Below are 19,765 nucleotides of genomic sequence, written 5' to 3'. Positions count from 1 at the left end.
AGCCGCACCGCCGCTTGGCAAGGGTGCGAACGAGAATCCGCGCGCCATGAACGAGATCGAACTGCGCTTCCACGTCCCCGCCGATCAGCTGCTGGCGGTACGCCGTTGGCTCGACGCCCGCCGCCCGGCCGAGCGCCTGCCCCTCGCGGCGATCTACTTCGACACCGCAGAGCGCAGCCTGGCCCGCGCCGGCATCGGCCTGCGCCTGCGCCAGGAGGGGCCGCAGTGGGTGCAAACCTGCAAGGGCCCGGCGGAGGACGGCATCACCCGGCTGGAGCACAACGCCGCCGCCGGCACCACCGAACCGCAGCTGGACCTCAGCCGCCACGCCGGCCACCCGCTGGGCGAGCGCCTGGCGGCCCTCGGTCGCCTGGATTTGCGTCCGGTGTTCGAAACCCGCATCGAGCGCGCCCAGCGCGCCTCGCGCGTGCCGGGCGCCCAGCTCGAACTGGCGCTGGATGTGGGCGAGCTGCGCGCGGGCGAGGCCCGCCTGCCCGTGCACGAACTGGAGCTGGAGCTGGCCGGCGGTGACGTCAACGCCCTGCTGGCCTACGCCCATGGCCTGGTGACGCGCCTGCCCCTGAGCCTGGACCTGCGCAGCAAGGCCGAGCGCGGCGAGAGCCTGGCGCGCGGCCTGCGCCAAAGCCCGCCGCGCAAGGCCAAGCCCCTGGCGCTGCGCAAGGACATGACGGCCGCCGCCGCGCTGCGCGCCGTGCTGCTGAGTGCCTTCGATCAGGTGGCCGCCAACGCCAGCCAGATCGGCAGCGGCGACTGGACCGACGAGCACCTGCACCAGCTGCGCGTGGGCCTGCGCCGGCTCAAGAGCGGCCTGCGCCTGTTCCGGGGCTTGGGGCCGACGGCGCGGCACCCGGCCTGGCCGGCCTTCGAGGCCCAGGCCACCGCGCTGCTGAAAGCCCTGGGCCCCCTGCGCGACGCCGCACTGCAGCCCGCGCAGCGCTGGCCGGCGCTGGCGCAGGCGTTGGCGGAGCAGGGGCTCAGCCTGCCCGAACCGGCCCCCGGCCCGGCGCGTGCGGCCGAGGTTTTGGCCCTGTTGCGCGCTCCGCAAACCCAGCAGTTTCTGCTGGAGTGGCTGGGCTGGATGCACTGGCTGGATCAGCAGCCGGCCGACGCCGCGCCCTGGCCGCTGCGCGCACGCCTGCGCCGCTGGCGTCAGCGCTTCCAGCGCCAGGCCCAGGGCTTCGCGGCGCTGGATGCCGAGGCCCGTCATGCGCTGCGCCTGCGCCTCAAGCGCCTGCGCTACGGCCTGGAACTGGCCGCCGGCCTCTACAAGCCCCAGGCGCTGGCGCGCCGGCTCAAGACCCTGGCGGCGGTGCAGGAACGGCTGGGCGAGCTGTGTGATCTGAAGCTGGCGCTGGCCGGGCCGCTGGCCCCCGGCGACCCCGCAAAGGCCCTGGCGCGCGGCTGGCTGCTGGCGCGCCGGCAGGCCTTGCTGGCGCTGCGCCTGCCCAAGCCCTGATCAGCCCTTCCCGGCCAGGAACTCGCCGTAGGCACGTGCGCAGTCGGCTGGCGCTTCCATCATCGGCAGGTGGCCGATGCCTTCCAGCAGGCGCACATCCGCCTGCGGCAGCAAGGCCTTGAGCAGGGCGGCGCCGGAGGCGTCGAACACCTGGTCCTGCCGGCCCCAGAGCGCCAGCACCGGCAGGCGCAGGCCGGCCAGGCGCTGTTGCAGCAAGTAGCGGTCAGCCACATGCTCGTGCCACAGGCGCAGGTTCGAGGGCGCGCGCGCGATGGCCTCCTGGCGCGCCGCCTGCAGCACCGGGTAGGGCAACCAGGGCCGGCGCGCGAACAGGCGCTGCATCAGGGTGTCGAACTCGGCCGCGGTGCGCGCCAGCAGCGGCACCTGGCCGGCGTCGATCAGCCGATCCACCGGGCTGGGCCGGCTGCTGCGCAGGCCATGCGGCGCACCGATGAAGGCCAGGCTGGCCACGCGCTCGGGGTGGCGTTGCGCGAACAGCGCCGCCAGCGCGCCGCCCATCGAGCTGCCGGCCAGATGGGCGCGCGCAATGCCCAGGGTGTCCAGCAGCGCGGCCAGGCGCTCCAGCTGCTCGGCGTAGCCGTAGCGCTCGCTCTCCAGCCGCTCGCTCTGCCCGAAGCCGGGCAGGTCGGGCACGATCAGGCGCCGCCGGCCGGGCAGGGCGCGTGCGAAGTCCACCCAATGGTCCTTCTCGGCGAACAGGCCGTGCAGCAGCAGCACCGGGGCTTCGTCAGCGTCGTACCGGCGCGAGCCCAGCAGTTGCAGCCGGTGCCCAGCCACGGTGAGCTGGCTGGCGCGCAGCCCCGCGGCCCAGCGGTTCAGACCGAGCAAGGCCGGGCGCGACCAGCGTGGGTGGCGCCACCACAGGGTGGCTCCGCTGGCCAAGGTGGCCGCCAAGCCGCTCAAAAGAATCCAAAGGGCCATCGGGGGCTCCGCCAAAGGGCATCGGGTCAGAATGCGCGGCACTCTAGGAAGGCCGGCGTGACGCACCCGTGACGCACCCGTGACGGGCCCGCCCACGCCACGCCCCTCCCCACCATGGCAAGCCAGCAGCTGCAGTTGAACGGACGGCCCCAGGTCTGCCCGCCCGACGGGGCGGCGGTGCCCTTGTCCGCGCGCGAGGCCGCGCTGCTGGCCTGGCTGCACCTCGAAGGCCCGACGCCGCGCAGCCGTCTGGCCGGCCTGCTCTGGCCCGCCGGCACCGAGGCGCAGGCGCGCGCCAACCTGCGCCAGGCCCTGGCCCGGCTGCGCCGCGGCGCGGGCGAGCTGGTGGTGGACAGCGAGGGTGTGCTGGCGCTTGCCGCCGGGGTGGTGGTGGCGGACGAGGCCCCGGGCCTGCTGCTCGGCACCGTCGACACCGATGCGATCCCCGAGTTCGCCGACTGGCTGGCCACGCGTCGCGAGGACCAGCAGCGCCGCCAGGAGCGTGACGCCGCCGCCCAGGGCCAGCGCTGCTTGGCCGCGGGCGACCTGGACGGCGCGCTGGCCGCCGCCGATGCCCTGCTGGCCGCGCAGCCCGAGAACGAATCCGGCTGGCGCCTGCGCATGGAGGCCCTGTACCTGCGCGGCGACCGCGCGGCCGCCATCGCCGCCTGGGATGCCTGCCGCCTGGCGTTGCGCCAAGCCTTTGGCATCGCCCCCTCGGCCGCCACCAACGAGCTGGGCCGGCTGATCCTGGCCAGCGAAGCCGCCCCGGCCACGCCCGCCACGCTGCCGGCGGCCTTGCCCGCCGCCCTGCGCCGCCCGCCCCAGCTGGTGGGGCGCGAGGCCCTGTGTCAGGCACTGGCCCGCCACCTGGCGCTGGGCCGCAGCGCCCTGCTGGCCGGGCCGGGTGGGGTGGGCAAATCGCGCCTGCTGCAGCACCTGGCCGGCGCGGCTGAAGGCATGGTGTGGGTCGATGCCCGGCCCGGCGATGCGGTGGTGCCGGGCGGCGTGATGGGGCAGCTCTTGGCGGCGGCGCTGGCACGCTTTGCGCCGCCGCTCGATGCCGCCACGGCGGCCGATTTGCGCATCTGGCTGCCCCACACCGAGGCGCGCGCCGTGCCGGACCTGCGCTCGGGCCTGGAGCATCTGCGCACCCTGGAGGCCGTGGTGCGCGCGCTCTCGGCCTGCCACGCGCGCGGCCTGCGCCTGCTGGTGGTGGATGACCTGCAGTTCGCCGACAGCGCCAGCCTGGAACTGCTGCACCGCCTGCTGGGCCGCTGGCTGGCGCAGGCCGCCGAGGCCCCCGGCCAGGCCCCGCAGCTGCTGATGGGCGCGCGCCCCCAGGAGCTGCCGCCCGCCGGCCTGGCGCTGCTGGCCACGCTGGCCGGCCACGAGCAGGGCCAGGTGTTCGAGATGGCGCCGCTGGAGCCCGCGGCGGTGGTCGAGCTGGTGCACAGCCTGCAGCTGCCCGCCGCGTTGGATGCAAGCTGGGGCGCGGACGGCCGCCAGGCCCTTGCCGCCGCCCTGCACGCCACCGTGGGCGGCAGCCCGGCCTATGTGCTTGAGGCCCTGCGTCAGCTCGCGCTGGACGGCTTTGCCAGCTGGCGCCCCGGCCAACCCCTGCCCGTGCCGGCCTCGCTGCGCGAAACCCTGCGCCGCCGCGTCGAGCGCCTGCCGGCCGAAGCCCTGCAGCTGGCCCAGCTGGCGGCCGTGGCGCAGTCGGATTTCGACATCGAACTGGCCGAGGCCGCGCTGGGCCGCCCGGCCCTGGCGCTGGCACCGCTGCTGGCGGCGCTGGAAGCCGCCTGGGTGTTTGACGGCGCGCGCTTCAGCCACGACCTGGTGGCCGAGGCCGTGCACAGCCTGCTGCCCACCGCTCTGGTGGCGCCACTGCACCGCCGCGTGGCCGAGCACCTGATTGCCCGCGGCGGCCAGCAGGCTGCACGCATCGCCCACCACTTGCAGGCGGCTGGCGCGGCGCGTGAGGCCGCTCCCTGGCTCTTGCGCGCTGGCGCGGCGGCCCGCGCGCGCTGGCAGCTGGCCGAGGCCGCCGAGGCCTTCGAGGCCGCCGCCCTGGGCCTGGATGCTCCCGAGCAGCAGGCCGCCGCCTTCGATGCCGGCTGCGAGGCGCTGCGCTGCTGGGTGGAGCTGCGCCGCTTTGCCCGCACGCAGGCCTTGCTGGAGCGCATGGCCGAGCAGCCGCGCAGCGTGGCCGAGCGCGCCCGCCTGCGCGCCCGCGCCGTGCTGCACCTCTTCCACAGCCGCCGCATGGGCGAGGCCGTGGCGGCGGCCCAGACCTTGGCCGACGAGCTGGCCCAAAGCGTGGCCGACCTGCCGGCCGAGGAGCTGGTGTACGCCCTGCGCGCGGTCTGCCTGGCGGTGCAGGGCGGCTTGCCGGCGGCCCGCGTGCTGGCGCTGTGCGACGGCCTGGAGCCCGCGGTGCGCGCGCAGGGCGGCGAGCTGCAGGCCGGCTTTGCGCTGGCGCGCGGCGGCACCCTGCTGTGGGACGCCCAACCCTTGCAGGCCAGCGTGACGCTGGAAGCCGCCTGGCTGGACCTGGGGCTGGGCTGCGACCCCTTTCTGAAGCGCTCAGTGGGCAACCAGCTGATGCGCGTGCGCCAGGCCCTGGGCGACCTGCCGGGCGCCTGCACGCTGGGCCAGGCCCTGCTGACCCCGCAGGCCGGCGCGGACGATGCCAGCTTCGCGGCCGATGTGCTGAGCCTGCTGGCGCTGATGCAGGTGGCGCAAGGCCAGGGTGCCGAGGGCCTGCGCAGCATCGAGCGCCTGCGCGCCTGCCTGCAGGCCGCGGGCGAGCCGATGCGCGAGCTCTACGCCATCACCATCGCCCTGTGCCTGCTGATGCTGGGCCGCCCCGATGACGCGCGCGCCGAGCTGGGCGCCCACACCCACCCGCCCGGCCGCGAGGGCTATGCGCTGTACGACTTCGCCCTGCTGGTGGCGCGCGCCCGCCTGGCCCGTGCCGCGGGCGAAGACCCGGCGCCCTGGTGCGCGCGGCTGGAGGCCGTCGGCCCGCTGCCCACCGGCGGCCAGCTGCAGCGCCGCGTGGCGCTGGCCGCCCTGGGCCCCGCACCCCTGGCCGAATTGGAGGCGCTGCTGCAGGCCCTGCGCGAGCGCGGCCAGCATGGGCTGCTGCGCACCGTGCTGCTGGCCGCCGCCCGCGCCGCCCAGGCCGAAGGGGCGCGGGCGCGCGCCGTTGAGCACGCCCAGTCCGCCCTGGCCCTGGCTTCCTGCGTGGAGGCCTGGAGTGACGAGCCCGCCAGCGTGTGGTGGCAGGCCTATGAAGTGCTGCGGGCCTGCGGTGCGCACGACGCGGCGCAGGCAGCGCTTGCCGCCGGCCAGCGCTGGGTGCAGGCGGGGGTGGCGCAGTGGCAGACGGAGGCCGAGCGCCACGCCTGGTGCCAGGGCAACCCGGTGCACCGCGCGCTGCTGGCTGGGTGTGCTGAGGGGTGATCAGCCCGGCGCCGTGAAGCGATAACCCACGCCGTAGACGGACTGGATGGCCGCGCCGCCGCAGCCGGCGGCCTCCAGCTTGCGGCGCAGGTTCTTCACATGGCTGTCCACGGTGCGGTCGCTGACGTCGCGGAACTCATCCGCGTGCAGCAGGTCGAGCAGGCTGGCGCGCTCGAACACGCGGCCGGGCTGCTGCACGAAGCCGCGCAGCAGCCGGTACTCCACCGGCGTGAGGTTCAGCCACTGGCCGCGCCAGCCCAGGCGCTGGCCCGCTTCGTCCAGGTTGAAGCCGCCGCTGCCGGGCAGCTCCACGCCGGCCTGGCCGATCAGCCGGCCCTGCGCGCGGCGCAGCAGGGCGCGCACGCGCGCCACCACCTCGCGCGGGCTGTAGGGCTTGCAGAGGTAGTCGTCGGCGCCGATCTCCAGGCCGAGCAAGCGGTCGAACTCGTCGATGCGCGCGGTCGCCATCAGGATGGGCACGGCCGAGCGGCTGCGGATGCGCTGGCAGAGCTGCAGGCCGTCCAGCCCGGGCAGCATCAGGTCCAGGATCACGCAGTCCCAGGGACCCTCCTGTTCGAAACGCTGCCAGGCCAGGGTGCCGTCGGCACAGGGCTCGGGCTGGTAGCCGGCGTGCAGCAGGTAGTCGCGCAGCAGGGCGCTGATGGCGGGGTCGTCCTCCACGACCAGCACGCGTGCCGTCATGGCTGGCGCTCCGGCAGCCACAGGCTCACCCGCAGGCCGCCAAGCGGGCTGGGGCTGGCGTCGATCTGCCCGCCATGGCGCTGCACCCAGGCGCGCGCGATGCTCAGGCCCAGGCCGCTGCCCTGGCCTCTCTGGCGCGCCGGATCGGCGCGGAACAGCGGGTCGAACAGGCGCGGCAGCAGCGCCGGCGGCACGCCGGGCGGGCTGTCGTCCAGCGTGATGCGCACACCCGCGCCCTCGCGGGAAGCGGACAGGCGCAGCTGGCCGGGCGCATCGGTGTAGGCGCGGGCGTTGGCGAACAGGTTGTCCAGCACCTGCACGATGCGCTCGCCATCCCAGCGCACCCGGTCGGGCAGGGGCTGCAGCGCCAGCTCCAGGCGCAGGCCGGCAGCCTCCAGCGCCGGGCGGTGGCGCTCGGCCAGTTGCTGCAGCAGGGCGCCCGGGTCCAGCGGCAGGGGCTCGCAGGGCAGGGCCTGCAAGTCGGCCAGGGCCAGGTGGTGGAAGTCGTCGGCCAGGCGGCGCAGGCGGTTCACTTCCGTGCTGAGCGACTCCAGGCGCGCGCTGTTGAGCGGGCGCACGCCGTCGCGCACGGCGTCCAGCTCGCCGCGCAGCACCGTCAGCGGCGTGCGCAGCTCGTGCGAGAGCTCGGCCAGCCAGCGCCGCCGGCTGGCCTCCAGCCCCTGCAGGGCTTCGGCCAGGTGGTTCACGTCGTCCACCAGGGCGTCGAACTCATTGCGCGTGGGGGCATTGCGGCGCGGCAGGCGCACGGCGAAGTCGCCCTGCGCCAGGCGGTGGCTGGCGCCCTGCACCTCGGCCAGCGGGCGCAGCCAGCGCCCGGCCAGGCGCCAGGCCAGCGCGGCCGCCAGCGCGGCCACCAGCAGGCCCACGCCCAGAATGCCGAGCAGCTGGCGGCGCAGGAAGCGCTGGTCCAGCACCTCGGGGGCCTCGGGGCGCGGCACCAGGCGGGCCAGGGCCACCGTCTGGCCGTTCAGCACCACCGGCTCTTCCAATTGCTGCCGCCCCGGCGGTGGGCTGCGGCCCCAGAGCAGCTCGCCTTCCGGCGTGTGCAGCGTCAGGCCGCGGCGCGCGCGTTCGCGCTCGGGGTCGGCACCGGGCGGGGGTGGGGGTTCGCCGGGCGGGCCGTAGCGCATCTCGCGCTCGCGGGGTGGCCGCCCGCGTGGCGGGGGGCCGGCTTCGGGCGGGGGCTCGCTGCCATCCTGGCCGGGTGGGCGCAGGCGCTCGGGCTGCTGGCGCAGGCCCTCCAGGCCATGGCGCTCGATCGCGGCGCGCGCCGCGCCCGCAAAGGCCGTGAGGCGCTGGCGGTCCTGCGTGGCCAGATAGTCCGAAAAGCCCTGCTGCAAATGAAAGGCCATGAAGCCGCCCATGGCCGCCACCGCCAGCAGGGTGGTGGCCAGCAGGGTCAGGGCGAGCTGGTGCGTCAGGCGCATGGCGGCACTCTAGTGCGCGGCGGCCGGGCAACTGTGGAGACGGTCTCCACAGTCGGCCCATGCTGGCTGCACAGTGCGTGCGCAAGCTGTGCGGCATCCTGTTCCGGAGCCCCGCCATGCGCCCTTGCCGCTCGATCCCTCTGTTGATTGCTTCTTGTCTGGCCCTGGCCGCCTGCGGTGGCGGCGGCCAAGAGGCCAGCCCCACCGTGCAGGCCGAAGCCGCACGCCCTGCACCGCCGCAGCCCCCCGTACCGCCGGTACCACCCGCTCTGCCGCTGCCGCCCACCCCGCCGGCCTCCGTTCCCGCGCCCACCCCCGCCCCGACGCCGACTCCCGATCTCAGCGCCCGCGCCGCGGTTGGCGATCAGCTGTTCCACGAGCGCGCGCTTTCGGCCAGCGGCCAGCTCGCCTGCGCCAGCTGCCATGACCCCGCCCGCGGCCATGCCGACTCGGCTGGGCGCTTCCTGCCCATCGGTGGCGCGGGCCACAACCAGCAGGGCCTGCGCAGCTCGCCCAGCATCCGCTACCTCGATCAGGCCGGTGCCTTCACCCGCGACGCCCAGGGCCAGCCGCGCGGTGGCCTGATGTGGGACGGTCGCTTCAACAGCCGCGCCCAGCAGGCCGTCGGCCCGCTGTTCGCCGCCAACGAGATGGCCAACGCCAACCTGGCCGAGTTCGCCCAGCGCCTGCGCGCCACGCCGGCCTACCCGGCCCTGCTGAGCGCCTACGGCCTGCCGGCCAACCCCAGCGACCAGAGCCTGCTCGACGCCAGCACCGATGCCCTGGCCCGCTACCAGGCGCAGGACCCGGAGTTCAAGCCCTTCAGCAGCAAGTTCGACGCCGTGCAGGACGGCCGCGCCACCTTCAGCGCCGCCGAGGCACGCGGCTTCGCCGCCTTCAACGACCCCCAGCGCGGCAACTGCGCCAGCTGCCACAGCAGCCGTGCCCCGGCCGGTGGCCGTGCGCTGTTCACCGACTTCAGCTACCACGCGCTCGGCGTGCCGCGCAACCAGAGCCAGGCCACGCTGGATCCCAGCTTCTTCGACCTCGGCCTGTGCGGCCCCACGCGCAGCGACCTGGCGGCCGATGCCACGCTGTGCGGCCGTTTCAAGACCCCGACCCTGCGCAATGTGGCGCTGACCGGCCCCTACTTCCACAACGCGCGTTTCAACAGCCTGGAGGAGGTGGTGAGCTTTTACGCCTTGCGTGATGTGGACCCGGCGCGTTTCTTCCCGGTGGTGAACGGCCAGGTGCAGCGCTTCAACGACCTGCCGGCGCGCTACCAGGGCAATGTGGAGCGCCGCGCCCCCTTCGCCCCGCTGGCCGGCAACCGCCCGCGCCTGAGTGCGCAGGATGGGCAGGACCTGGTGGCCTTCCTGAACACCCTGACAGACTCGCCGAACTGAGAGGCAGGGCGCGGGCCCGGCCGCTCAAGGCTGCGGGCGCAGCGTCAGCTCGCAATCCAGCTGCACCGCATCCTGAACGGCCAGCAGCCCCCCCAGCAGGCTGAAGGGGGCCAGGCCATGGCGGCTGTGCTGCAGCACCAGGGCGCCGCGCAGCTGCAGCTGCTCGGGGCGGTGGGCCACCTGCAGGGGCAGCCAGTAGTCGGCCGCGCGGCCCGCCAGCCACACGCGCAGTTCCGCCAGCCACCAGGGGGCTGCGCCCTGCAGGCTGCGCAGCTGCAGCCAGACCTCGGGGTGGGCCTGCGCCTGCAGCGCCGTCAGCAGATTGCGGCGCGTGGCGGCGATGGCCTCGGCGTCCACCGGCTTCTCGTTGAACTCGCCCCCCGCCTCGGCGCGCCAGGCGGGCCGGTCCAGTTCGAGTTGATCCAGGCGCACGCGCAGGCCGCCCTGCGCGCCTTGCAGGCCTTGCGCCGGCAGCCAGAGCTGGGCCGTGAAGTTCGGCGCCTGCAGGATGTGGTGATGGCCCAGGCGGGCCATGGCACCACCGCGAAAGGCCACGATGCGCAGACGAGAGGCCGCCGCATCGGCCTGCCACCGCTGGCCCCCGGGCGGCAGCGCGCTGGGCAGCAATTGCTGGGGCGCGGTGTCGTCCAGCGTGGCCAGCGGACCCGGCTGTTGGGCCGCACAGCCCGCCAGCGGCAGGCTGAGCAGGGCGCGCCTACGCATGGCCCAGGGTCACTTGAAATCCCCGGCCCAGACGAACTGCATGGCGGCGGGCTTCAGGTACTTGCGCGTGGCGGCGTTGACCTGCTCCAGCGTGGCGGCCTGCAGCGCGGCATCCACCTCGGCGCTGCGCTGCATGGTGCGGCCCAGGTCGGCCTGGCTCTGCAGGGCGCTGGCCAAGCCGCCGTCCTGTGCGCGGGCCAGTGCTCGGGCGGCCAGCAGGGCGCGCTTGGCGTTGGCCAGCTCCTGGGCGCTGAAGCCGTCCTTGGCGGCGCGCTCGAATTCCTCGCGCAGGGCCTTTTCCACCCGCGGCCGGTTCTGCGGCGCAAAGATGGCGCCGAACTCCCACACGCTGTGCGGCTCGTGGGCGTTCCAGTCGATGTGGCCGAAGGTGCCGTAGCTCAGGCCCTCGCGCTCGCGGATGCGGCTCCACAGGCGCGAGTCGGTGTTCTCGGCCAGGATGTAGTTGGCCAGCATCAGCGGCACGAACTCGGCGTCGCCTTCCTTGACCGGCAGCGAGAGCGCCACCACGCCCATGGCGTTTTGCTTGTCCGGTGTGGCGATGGTCTTCTCCGCGGCGGGCAGCTCGGCCCAGGGGCGCGTCAGGCGCTGCGGTGGCAACTCGGCGCGCCAGTCGTTCAGCAGCGGCGTCACGGCGGCCTGCACGGCGGCGGCGTCGACGTCGCCCACCAGGGCCAGGCGCAGCTGGTCGGCGCCGTAGTGGCGACGGTGGAAGTCGCGCACCTGCTCCAGCGTCACGGCCTTGAGCGCGGGGCCGACTTCGTCGAAGGGGCGGGTGTTGCGCGCATCCCCGGCGGGGAACTGGCGGCGCAGTTGCTCCAGCAGGTTGGGGGCCAGCTGCTCGGGTTCGGACTTGGCGGCATCCAACCCCGCCAGGGCGACATTGCGCTGCTCCTCGAACACCGCGGCATCCAGGCGCGGCTCGCGCAGCATCTGCAGCGCCAGCTGGGCGGCCGCGGCGGCGTGTTCGCGGGTGGTAGACCAGGCCAGGATCACGCTGTCGCCACCGGCGCCCACCTGCAACTCCATCTTCAGCGCATCCATGCGGTCGCGCAGCGCGGCGCGGTCCAGGCTGCGGGTGCCTTCGTCCAGCAGGGCGGCGAGCAGATCCGACACCGAGCGTTGGCCGCGCAGGCTGTCGGCATCGCCGAAGCGCAGCTGCAGGCGGCCCTGCACCAGGCCGCCGCGGGTGGGCTTGGGCAGCAGGGCCAGGCGGGCGCCGCTGGGCAGCTGCAGGCGCTGCACCTTGGCCTCGATGGCCAGCGGGGCGGTGTCAAAGGCGGCCACCGCGGCCGCCGCCGCGGCGGGCTTGAAGGTGTCGAGCTGCGCGGCCACGTTCACGGTTTCGGGCTTGGGCGGGCGCTGCGGCTGCTCGGTGGGCACGTAGAGCGCCAGGCTGCGGTTGGCCGGCAGCAGGCGCTCGGTGGCCACCCGCTGCACCTCGGCCAACGGGATCTGCTTGACCCGGTCGCGCACCAGGAAAAAGAGACGCCAGTCCCCGGCGGCAATGGCCTCGGAGAGTGCATTGCCCACCTGTTGCGGGTCGCCGAACAGCTTGTCCCAGCGGTTCAGCCAGCGCGTGCGGGCGCGCTCCAGCTCCTGTTCGTTGATGGGCTCGCTGGCCACGCTCTCCAGCACCTGCACCAGGGCCTTGGAAAGCGGCTGCGGGTCTGCCCCCGGCTGGGCGTCAGCGCCGAAGAGCAGCACGCCGGGTTCGGCGAAGGCGGTGGAAAAGGCGCTGACGCTGGCGGCCACGCGCTGCTGCTCCACCAGGCGCTGGTGCAGGCGGCCGGTGGGGGCCTCGCCCAGGACGCCGGTCAGCAGCTCCACCGCGGCGTAGTCTGGGTGGGCTGCAGGCGGTACGTGGTAGCCGGCCGTGGCACTGGGCGTGCCGCCCTTGCGGCGCACCACCACCTCGCGCTCACCGTCCTGCACCGGGTCCAGGGTGTAGAGCTTGGGCAGCTGGCGCACGGGCTTCTTCAGCTTGCCGAAGCTGGCCTCGATCCAGGCCAGGGTCTGCGCCGGCTCGAACTTGCCGGTGACGATCAGGGTGGCGTTGTCCGGCTGGTAGTACTGGCGGTAGAAGGCCTGCAGGCGTTGGATGTCCACCTGCTCGACATCGGTGCGGGCGCCGATCGGGCTCTTGCCGTAGTTGTGCCACTGGTACATCACGCCCAGCAGGCGCTCGAAGACGATGGTGCCGGGGCTGTTCTCGCCCATTTCCATCTCGTTGCGCACCACCGTCATCTCGGTGTCGAGGTCGCGTCGGGCGATGAAGCTGTTGACCATCGCATCGGCCTGCCAGCCCAGGTACCACTTCAGGTTCTCGGGGTTGGCGGCAAAGCTGGCGAAGTAATTGGTGCGGTCCGTCCAGGTGGTGCCGTTGAAGTCGAAGCCGCGCTTGGCGAATTCAGCCATCACGTAGCGGTGCGTCGGCGTGCCCTTGAAGATCAGGTGCTCCAGCAGATGGGCCATGCCGGTTTCGCCGTAGTTCTCGTGCTTGCTGCCCACCCGGTAGGTCATGTTCACCGTGGTGCTGGGCTTGCTGGCGTCCGGCGCCAGCAGCACCTGCAGGCCGTTGGGCAGGCGGTACTCGGTGATGCCCTCGACCGCGCGCACAGGTTTCAGGGGCGCGGCGTGGGCGGCGCCGACGATCAGGGCCAGGCCCAGCATCCAGGTCTTCATGGCGAATCGGTGTGCAGCGAAAAGGCGCGCAGCTTAAGGCGCGCGCGAGCCGGCATCCAAAAGCAAAAAGGCCCGCCTTCGACGGAAGGCGGGCCTGCGGATCGAAGCAACCCCGGGGCGCAACCCCGGTGCGGCTTACTGACTGCGCCGAGCGGTGATGACCACGGTGGGCAGCTGGTGCACCACCGCCTTGTGGCCGGTGACCACCACCGTGGGCAGCTGGTGGATGACCGGGGTCACCATTTCCATCGGGGCGCTGGCCAGCGCAGCGGCGCTGGCGAAGGTCAGGCCCACCATGGTGATCAGGGTCAGGCCTTCGGTCAGGGTGTTCAGAACCGGGCGGGTGTTGAAGGACTTGCTCATGGTGTGCTCCTGGGGGGGCGTGGGGTTGTCGATGGCTGGACTGTGCCGACCCAGGGTTTTCCCGTAAATCGCGCTGCGATGGATTGCGGCGGAGCATGAGCGAACGGCATGCAGGGCCGATCAACCGCGGCCTGGGCGCCTCGTCTGCCTGCTCACCGAGCAGGTCGAACGCGCCAGGGCTGCCTCAGCGGGCGGAAAGATGCACACCGCACCTTCTGGGTGCGTCGCAGGGCGGGTGGCCGTTGAAGGCCCTAGCGCCGAGTCACCGAAACCGGGCTTTTGTCAGTGATCTTCTTGATGGCCGCGTCCAGCCGGTGCATGACGTCCTCGGGAACGCTTTTGCTGCACAGCAAATGCCGGGGCTCGCCGGGTGGCATGTTCTTGTAGCGGATCTGCACGAAGTCGGCGAGTTGGAAACCGGCGGCCTCAATGGCAACGGTCGCTTCCTCGGGTGCCATCAGCATGTAGTCGGCCATCCCCAGCTTGATCTGCCGGACCATCAGCAGGTTCTCGTCCGGAGTGGCTCGGCGGTTGGGCTGCAACCTTTCGATGAGCGAATCCAGCGGTGCACCGTAGGAGTAAGCCAGCTTGACCAGCAAGCGCAGCGACTTGTCATTGAACAAGTCCTCAATCGAGGCGTAGCCCTTGAACCGCTGCTGATTGCTGGCGGCAGCAAGAACCAGTTGCGGCTGATCCTGGTAGACCGGCTTGCTGTAGCGGCCAAACTCCTCCCGCTCGGCCTTCCAGAACATGCCGATCATGCAGTCCTGTCCCGTGTTTTCTTTCAGGGAGCGGAGCTGACGCGCGAAGGGGGTTTCCTCGATGCGCACCGGTACTTGCGCCAGCTTGAACGCTTGGTAGGACGGCCCCCCCGTCAAGCCGACCAGGCCCTCGCCTTGCACCATCATGTAGGGCGGGCGCTGAACGTAATGCAGGGTCACGGGCCGCTCAGCGGGTACCTGCGCAGCGGCCATCACCGGCCACAGCAAGCTGCCGACCACACCCGCTGCACGTGCCGCGGTTCGGCGTACATGTCCGCAGACGCGCCGCGTACCACGGCCTAACCGCACAACAAGGCTTGGCATCGCTGAGTTGGGCTTGTCTTTCATGGGCTCGCCGTGGTCTTCAACCCCACCAAAAGCGCATCGGTGCTTGCCGGGTCTGGCGCTGGCTCTCTGCCGGGCTGCACGCGACCCTGAACCCATGTTACGGCCCTCACACTCCCGCGCCACTCCGGGCGGCACGAACATGCGCCAGCATCTCGTGCACCTCATGCGTCATCACCGCCAGGAAGAGCACCAGCACCAGGTAATAGGCCGCCCACTCCCAGCGCTTGGCCGGGCTGACCTGGTAATAGCCGGCCGCCTGCGGGCTGTTGCGGAACTTCCAGACGCTCCAGGCCTGCGGTGCGGCCAGCAGCATCAGGATCAGCAGCACCGGGCTCGGGTTCCAGAAGAACACTGCACCCAGGATGGGCAGGCCGAGCAGCCAGATCTTGGGTGAGAGCACCGCGGTGATGCGCCCGCCATCGAAAGGCGGCAACGGCACCAGGTTGAAGAGGTTGAGGAAGAAGCCGCTGTAGGCCACGGCCAGCAGCCAGGGTGTGTCGCCACTGTTGCGCGCCAAGAAGTAGCAGACCAGCGCCCCGATCGTGCCCAGCAGCGGCCCGCCCATGCCCACGAAGGCCTCGGTCTCGGCGTCGTGCGGCATCTTCTTCATCTCGATCCAGGCACCCAGAAAGGGGATGAAGGTGGGCAGTCCCACCGGCAGGCCCTTCACGCGGGCGGCGATGTAGTGGCCCATCTCATGCACGAACAGCAGCGCGATGAAGCCCGCCGCATAGCGCCAGCCAAAGATGAAGGCGTAGATGATCAGCGAGATCAGCATGCTGCCGCCGCTGGCCAGCAGCGGGCCGAGCTTGGCACCGGAAAAGAGCAGGGCAAGGAGCTTGAGCATGGGATGGATTGTCCAAGCCCCAAAGCACAAAGGCCTGGCGAATGGCCAGGCCTTTGCTTGTGGAGCCCGGGGCTGCACCCGGGCGGGACTTACGCGAGGTGGGCGCGCTTGGCGACGACAACCACCGTCGGCAACTGGTGCTTCTTGACGGTGATCTCGACGGTGGGCAGTTGGTGGACGACGGGCTCCACCATTTCGATCGGGGCGCTGGCCAGGGCGGCGGCGCTGGCGAAGGTCAGGCCGGCCATGGCGATCAGGGTCAGGCTCTCGGCGAACTTGGTGAGGCCGGGACGGGTGTTGAAGCTCTTGGTCATGGTGTTCTCCTGGGTGCAGCGGGGTGGTCGATGGCTGGACTGTGAACCTCGACCGCTGCGCTTCCCAGGGCCTTGCGCCGAACCGACGCGGCGGGCGGATGAACTGCAGCCCGCGCCGTTGAACGGCGTCAGCGCTGGAGGTGACGTGCCAGCAATTGCTGCAGCGCGCCACTGCGTTCCAGCTTGGCCAGTTCCGCCTGCAGCGCCGCGTGCAATGCCGGCCCGAGCGGGTGCTGGCGGCTGACCATCATGTGGAAGGCGTTGGGCCGCTGCACCGCCAGCGGCGCGCGGCCGAGCTCGCGGTCCTGCGCCAGCTCGTAGCCGGGCAGGCCGGCCAGGCCATGGAAGACCTCCTCGCCCACCACGATCACGTCGATGCGGCCCAGATGCAGCATCGCCACCAAGCTGGCGTAGTTCGGTGCGCGCTGCAGGCTGGCCATGTCGATCTGGTCCAGCTGCGAGTAGGTGTAGCCGTGCACGCCGCCCAGGCGGTAGCGCTTCAGGTCTTCCTGGCTGCGCACGCGCAGGCCCTGGGGGTGCACGCGCTGGCTCCAGAAGTAATAGGTGCGTGTGCTGTAGATCGGCGCGCTGATCAGGAAGTCGCGCTCGCGCTCGGGGTTGCGGGTGGCGTTCAGCAGCAGCTGGTAGTTCTGCCCGCGCCGCACCTCCTGCAGGCAGCGTGCCCAGGGCAGCAGCTCGATGCGGTACTTCATGCCCAGCGGCTGCAGCAGGCGCTCCAGCAGTTCGACCGAGTAGCCCATCACGCGCCCGGTCTTGCGGCCGTCCTGCCGCTCCACGAAGGTGTAGGGCGGCCACTCGTTGGCGTCGTCGCAGACCTGCACCGTCCAGCCGCGCAGTCGCGCATCGGCCTGGGCCGCCCCGCAGCCCAGGCAGAGGATCAGGATCAGCAGCAGGCGACGCATGCCTGCCACCTTAGCCCAGAAAGCACAAAGGCCTGGCGGATGGCCAGGCCTTTGCATGGAGAACCCGGGGCTGCACCCGGGCGGGGCTTACGCGGTGTGGCTGCGCTTGACCGTCATCACCACAGCGGGCAGCTGGTGCTTCTTGACGGTGATTTCGACGGTGGGCAGCTGGTGGACGACGGGCTCCACCATTTCGATCGGGGCCGAGGCCAGGGCGGCGGCGCTGGCGAAGGTCAGGCCGGCCATGGCGATCAGGGTCAGGCCCTCGGCGAACTTGGTCAGGGCGGGGCGGGTGTTGAAGCTCTTGGTCATGGTGTTCTCCTGGGTGCAGCGGGGTGGTCGATGGCTGGACTGTGAACCTCGACCGCCCCCGCGCCCAGGGCCGTGCGCTGAAGCGACGGCGCGGGCGGATGAACTGCAGCCCGCGTCGTTGAACGGTGGCCGCTACTCGCCGCCGGTGGCGCTGGCCAGGATGGTGTTGGACTCGCCCAGGATCCACACCGTCTCGCTGTCCGCGGCGAAGGCCTGCAGCAGGCTGCGTCCGGTGCCGCTGTCCTGGCGCCGCCAGGTCTGCCCACCGTCCCGGGTGGCCAGGATCAGGCCCTCGTCGCCGACGATCCAGCCCGCACCATTCGCCGCCCAATGCAGATCGTTCAGCAGTGGCAGATCTGTGGGCAAGGCCATGGCCTGCCAGCTGCGCCCCAGATCGCTGCTGCGCCACAGGCGTCCGGCCTTGCGGTCCAGCAGCCAGGCCTGGCCCTGCGGGTCGCGACGCAGCAGGCCCTCGGACGAGCCTTCGAGCCCGGCCACGGTGAGTTGTTGCCAGGTCTGGCCGCCGTCCTCGCTGCGGTGAAGGGTGGCGGCCGTGTATGGGCCGGCATCGCGGTTCACCAACAGCACCTGCGGGCCCAAGGCCAGCAGGCTGGCGGGCCCACTGGCGGGCCAGGCCAGGCGGGTCCAGCTGCTGCCGCCATCCCGGGTGCGTTCCAGGTGGTACGAGACGCAACCCTGGCCGCAAGTGGTGGGGTTGCCAAAGGCCGTCAGCGCCCAGCCATGCTGGGCATCAAACAAATCGGCCCGGACCACATCGGTCAGGGCATCGGTCCAGATGCGTTCCCAGCTCGCGCCCGCATTGCGGCTGCGCCACAAGCCGCCGTCCGAGGCCTTGGCCCAGCCCAGGCCCCCTGCAACAAATTGCAGGGACGCTCCCGGCGGGTTCCACGCGTCGCTGAGTGGTTCACCCGCTTGCCAGCTTCGACCGCCATCCGTGCTGCGCCCGATCTGGCCCGAAAGAACCAGGCCGTTGCGTGCATCGGTGAATGCAAGCGCCCGAATGTGCCTGTAAGGGTTGTGCTCTTCATAGCCGGCATGGCCGGGTAGGGGTACCCAGGTCTTGCCAAAGTCAGGCGTGGCGACCCAGCGGCCTTGGTAGTCCAGCAGCAGGCCGTCGACCCCGAGGCGCACCAGCTGATCAGGGCCTTGGAGCTCGCCCGGGGCCTGCAACGTCAGTTGGCGCCCCGTGCTGTCCTGCAAAGTGACGGCCCTGCGCCCATCCGGGTTGCCGAGTTCAGTGGTGACCCTCGTCAACAGCAGGCTCTGCGCGTCCAGCAGGGCTCCGCGGTAGAACGCGCCATCTTGGGGCCACTGGAGCTCGCTCCAACTCCTGCCGCCATCGCGGCTCGTGGCAATCCAGGGTCGTGACGGTGCTTGCTGGTGGTTGGCGCCGATCGCCAAGGCATTGCCCTCGGCGTCCATGCGAACTTCGGAGACATCGCCATCCAGGAGCTCTTGCGGCCACCGCGTTGGCTGGGCCTCGAAGCTGCGCCCGGAGTCGCGGCTGAGTTCCAGCTTCAATCGTGCAGCCAGATCGGGCCGCTGACTGTCAAACGACCGAAGCAGGGTGATGCGATGGATCGTCCCGTCGCTCGCGACCTGCTGGGCCATCACGGCCCGGCCGGCCGCCAAGGGCATCGGTTCGGTGCTCAGGCCGCCATCGCGCGACAGGTAAGCCCAGCGATTGACGCTCTGGAGGTCATCCGCGAAGTCCGTATCCGCACCCCACGCCCAGCCGTTGCGCTCGACCTGGGTCAGGCGCAGCGCCAGGGTCTGCCAGCTCAGGCCGCCGTCTTGGCTCACCACGCTGCGGTAGGGGCTCTGCCCCGGCGCGGCCTCCGGGACGATCACATTCGCCCAGATCCGTTCGTTGCCCAGCCACCAGAAGCGCGGCCGGCCTCCGAGCGAGTCCGTTAGCGGTGCGGGCAGCTTGCCCCGTGCGGCCCAGCTGCGGCCGCCATCGCTGCTGCGGTAGAGCCGACCGGCCGCGTCCGCCACGATCAGCTGCTCCCCCTGTGCGCGCACTTCAACCAGCTTGGTGGCGGCGGGCGGGCTCAACAGGCCCCAGCTGCGGCCGCCATCACGGCTGTGGACCAGCTGGCCCAGCTCGCCGGCTGCAATGGCGGTGCGGGCATCCAGCACCTGCGGCGTGGCCAGCCAACGCGCGGACGATGCCGGCTGCAGCCAGCACCAGCCGCTGAGTTGCACCCCGCTGCAATCCCTGCCTTCCAGGCGCTTGTAATGGCCGATGTGCAGGCTGCGCTGCGCCGAGGCCGAGCCGCCCTGCCCGTTCTGCACCGTCAGGCTGACGGTGTAGCGCCCGGGCCTTTCATAGCGATGGCTGGGCTGGGCCTCGGTGCTGCGCTGGCCATCGCCGAAATCCCACTGGTAGCTGAGGGTGCCGGTGGCACCGCCGAGGCTGGTGCTGAGACTCAGCGCCTCGCCCGCTTCCGTGCGCTCGGGCAGTTGCAGCTCGACGCTGAGTGGGACCGTGGGCGTGACTGGGGGCGGTGGGCTGTCGCCGCCACCACCGCAGGCGCTCAGCAGCAGGGCCAGCAGGCAAGCGGGCCACCGGTTCGAGTCAGGATTCATCTGGGCTTCCTGGATCCTTGTTGTCAGTCGGCGCGCAATGTAGTCAGACATTCGGTGTTCAGTCAGAAAGCACAAAGGCCTGGCGGATGGCCAGGCCTTTGCTTGGGGAACCCGGGGCTGCACCCGGGCGGTGCTTACGCGGTGTGACTGCGCTTGACCGTCATCACCACTGCGGGCAGCTGGTGCTTCTTGACGGTGATTTCGACGGTGGGCAGCTGGTGCACGACCGGCTGCACCATCTGGATGGGTGCGGTGGCCAGGGCGGTGGCGCTGGCGAAGGTCAGGCCGACCATGGCGATCAGGGTCAGGCCCTCGGCGAACTTGGTCAGGGCGGGGCGGGTGTTGAAGCTCTTGGTCATGGTGTTCTCCTGGGTGCAGCGGGGTGGTCGATGGCTGGACTGTGAACCTCGAC

Annotated in this window: 16 protein-coding genes; 3 read left to right on the top strand and 13 right to left on the bottom strand. The window is 71.9% G+C overall.

Annotation, left to right across the window (positions count from 1 at the left end; genetic code table 11):
* Positions 1 to 46 precede the first annotated feature (46 nt).
* The gene (locus ACE3QP_RS20010; RefSeq protein WP_374438578.1) at positions 47 to 1,477 is read left to right on the top strand and encodes a CHAD domain-containing protein; all 1,431 of its coding nucleotides are present in this window, start codon (positions 47 to 49) and stop codon (positions 1,475 to 1,477) included.
* Here ACE3QP_RS20010 and ACE3QP_RS20005 read toward each other — a convergent pair whose 3' ends face one another.
* Positions 1,478 to 2,419, bottom strand: a complete 942-nt coding sequence (locus ACE3QP_RS20005; protein WP_374438576.1) for an alpha/beta fold hydrolase — start codon at positions 2,417 to 2,419, stop codon at positions 1,478 to 1,480.
* A gap of 114 nt (positions 2,420 to 2,533) precedes the next feature.
* Between ACE3QP_RS20005 and ACE3QP_RS20000 the strand changes: the two genes are divergently transcribed.
* Positions 2,534 to 5,890, top strand: coding sequence for an AAA family ATPase (locus tag ACE3QP_RS20000; RefSeq protein WP_374438575.1), 3,357 nt, complete (start codon positions 2,534 to 2,536; stop codon positions 5,888 to 5,890).
* On the opposite strand, the gene ACE3QP_RS19995 is transcribed toward ACE3QP_RS20000, so the two are convergent.
* Both ACE3QP_RS19995 and ACE3QP_RS19990 read right to left on the bottom strand, forming a co-directional pair.
* Positions 5,891 to 6,592, bottom strand: a complete 702-nt coding sequence (locus tag ACE3QP_RS19995; RefSeq protein ID WP_374438573.1) for a response regulator — start codon at positions 6,590 to 6,592, stop codon at positions 5,891 to 5,893.
* Positions 6,589 to 8,040 (bottom strand): ATP-binding protein, encoded by a 1,452-nt coding sequence (locus ACE3QP_RS19990; protein WP_374438571.1) that lies wholly within the window; start codon positions 8,038 to 8,040, stop codon positions 6,589 to 6,591. Before ACE3QP_RS19990 ends, ACE3QP_RS19995 begins: the two co-directional genes overlap by 4 nt.
* A 116-nt stretch (positions 8,041 to 8,156) precedes the next feature.
* On the opposite strand from ACE3QP_RS19990, the gene ACE3QP_RS19985 reads away from it, so the two are divergent.
* Entirely contained in the window at positions 8,157 to 9,446 is a 1,290-nt protein-coding gene (locus ACE3QP_RS19985; protein ID WP_374438570.1) for a cytochrome-c peroxidase, read from the top strand.
* A 24-nt stretch (positions 9,447 to 9,470) separates the two neighbouring features.
* Here ACE3QP_RS19985 and ACE3QP_RS19980 read toward each other — a convergent pair whose 3' ends face one another.
* The 10 genes from ACE3QP_RS19980 to ACE3QP_RS19935 form a co-directional block, all read right to left on the bottom strand.
* The gene (locus ACE3QP_RS19980) at positions 9,471 to 10,169 is read right to left on the bottom strand and encodes a hypothetical protein (RefSeq protein WP_374438568.1); all 699 of its coding nucleotides are present in this window, start codon (positions 10,167 to 10,169) and stop codon (positions 9,471 to 9,473) included.
* Positions 10,170 to 10,178: 9 nt separating this feature from the next.
* The gene (locus ACE3QP_RS19975) at positions 10,179 to 12,872 is read right to left on the bottom strand and encodes a M16 family metallopeptidase (RefSeq protein ID WP_374438567.1); all 2,694 of its coding nucleotides are present in this window, start codon (positions 12,870 to 12,872) and stop codon (positions 10,179 to 10,181) included.
* Positions 12,873 to 13,007: 135 nt separating this feature from the next.
* Complete coding sequence (locus tag ACE3QP_RS19970) at positions 13,008 to 13,235, bottom strand: hypothetical protein (protein ID WP_198113491.1); 228 nt, start codon at positions 13,233 to 13,235, stop codon at positions 13,008 to 13,010.
* A 251-nt stretch (positions 13,236 to 13,486) separates the two neighbouring features.
* Entirely contained in the window at positions 13,487 to 14,176 is a 690-nt protein-coding gene (locus tag ACE3QP_RS19965; RefSeq protein ID WP_374438566.1) for a substrate-binding periplasmic protein, read from the bottom strand.
* Positions 14,177 to 14,450: 274 nt separating this feature from the next.
* A complete protein-coding gene (locus ACE3QP_RS19960) occupies positions 14,451 to 15,191 on the bottom strand; it encodes a site-2 protease family protein (RefSeq protein ID WP_374438565.1) in 741 nt (246 codons plus the stop codon).
* A gap of 89 nt (positions 15,192 to 15,280) precedes the next feature.
* Positions 15,281 to 15,505 carry a hypothetical protein gene (locus ACE3QP_RS19955; protein WP_374438563.1) on the bottom strand — a complete coding sequence of 75 codons (225 nt, stop codon included), beginning with the start codon at positions 15,503 to 15,505 and terminating at the stop codon, positions 15,281 to 15,283.
* Between the two features lie 128 nt (positions 15,506 to 15,633).
* Positions 15,634 to 16,428: a substrate-binding periplasmic protein gene (locus ACE3QP_RS19950; protein ID WP_374438561.1), complete on the bottom strand. Its 795-nt coding sequence runs from the start codon at positions 16,426 to 16,428 to the stop codon at positions 15,634 to 15,636.
* An 87-nt stretch (positions 16,429 to 16,515) separates the two neighbouring features.
* Positions 16,516 to 16,740, bottom strand: a complete 225-nt coding sequence (locus tag ACE3QP_RS19945) for a hypothetical protein (protein WP_374438559.1) — start codon at positions 16,738 to 16,740, stop codon at positions 16,516 to 16,518.
* A gap of 132 nt (positions 16,741 to 16,872) precedes the next feature.
* Positions 16,873 to 19,353, bottom strand: coding sequence for a PKD domain-containing protein (locus ACE3QP_RS19940; protein ID WP_374438557.1), 2,481 nt, complete (start codon positions 19,351 to 19,353; stop codon positions 16,873 to 16,875).
* Positions 19,354 to 19,487: 134 nt separating this feature from the next.
* Positions 19,488 to 19,712, bottom strand: a complete 225-nt coding sequence (locus tag ACE3QP_RS19935) for a hypothetical protein (protein WP_374438556.1) — start codon at positions 19,710 to 19,712, stop codon at positions 19,488 to 19,490.
* Positions 19,713 to 19,765 lie beyond the last annotated feature (53 nt).

The sequence above is a fragment of the Inhella sp. genome (assembly GCF_041912635.1).
Lineage (GTDB): Bacteria > Pseudomonadota > Gammaproteobacteria > Burkholderiales > Burkholderiaceae_C > Inhella.
The sequence above is the reverse complement of the archived record's forward strand: the minus strand, read 5'-3'. Positions and strand labels throughout refer to the sequence as shown.

Excerpts from the sequence above, each read along its gene's own strand:
- ACE3QP_RS20005 (WP_374438576.1), bottom strand. The coding sequence starts at position 2,419 with ATGGCCCTTTGGATTCTTTTGAGCGGCTTGGCGGCCACCTTGGCCAGC.
- ACE3QP_RS19955 (WP_374438563.1), bottom strand. The coding sequence starts at position 15,505 with ATGACCAAGAGCTTCAACACCCGTCCCGGCCTCACCAAGTTCGCCGAG.
- ACE3QP_RS19975 (WP_374438567.1), bottom strand. The coding sequence starts at position 12,872 with ATGAAGACCTGGATGCTGGGCCTGGCCCTGATCGTCGGCGCCGCCCAC.
- ACE3QP_RS19980 (WP_374438568.1), bottom strand. The coding sequence starts at position 10,169 with ATGCGTAGGCGCGCCCTGCTCAGCCTGCCGCTGGCGGGCTGTGCGGCC.
- ACE3QP_RS19960 (WP_374438565.1), bottom strand. The coding sequence starts at position 15,191 with ATGCTCAAGCTCCTTGCCCTGCTCTTTTCCGGTGCCAAGCTCGGCCCG.
- ACE3QP_RS19990 (WP_374438571.1), bottom strand. The coding sequence starts at position 8,040 with ATGCGCCTGACGCACCAGCTCGCCCTGACCCTGCTGGCCACCACCCTG.
- ACE3QP_RS19945 (WP_374438559.1), bottom strand. The coding sequence starts at position 16,740 with ATGACCAAGAGCTTCAACACCCGCCCCGCCCTGACCAAGTTCGCCGAG.
- ACE3QP_RS20010 (WP_374438578.1), top strand. The coding sequence starts at position 47 with ATGAACGAGATCGAACTGCGCTTCCACGTCCCCGCCGATCAGCTGCTG.
- ACE3QP_RS19935 (WP_374438556.1), bottom strand. The coding sequence starts at position 19,712 with ATGACCAAGAGCTTCAACACCCGCCCCGCCCTGACCAAGTTCGCCGAG.
- ACE3QP_RS20000 (WP_374438575.1), top strand. The coding sequence starts at position 2,534 with ATGGCAAGCCAGCAGCTGCAGTTGAACGGACGGCCCCAGGTCTGCCCG.
- ACE3QP_RS19940 (WP_374438557.1), bottom strand. The coding sequence starts at position 19,353 with ATGAATCCTGACTCGAACCGGTGGCCCGCTTGCCTGCTGGCCCTGCTG.
- ACE3QP_RS19950 (WP_374438561.1), bottom strand. The coding sequence starts at position 16,428 with ATGCGTCGCCTGCTGCTGATCCTGATCCTCTGCCTGGGCTGCGGGGCG.
- ACE3QP_RS19995 (WP_374438573.1), bottom strand. The coding sequence starts at position 6,592 with ATGACGGCACGCGTGCTGGTCGTGGAGGACGACCCCGCCATCAGCGCC.
- ACE3QP_RS19970 (WP_198113491.1), bottom strand. The coding sequence starts at position 13,235 with ATGAGCAAGTCCTTCAACACCCGCCCGGTTCTGAACACCCTGACCGAA.
- ACE3QP_RS19985 (WP_374438570.1), top strand. The coding sequence starts at position 8,157 with ATGCGCCCTTGCCGCTCGATCCCTCTGTTGATTGCTTCTTGTCTGGCC.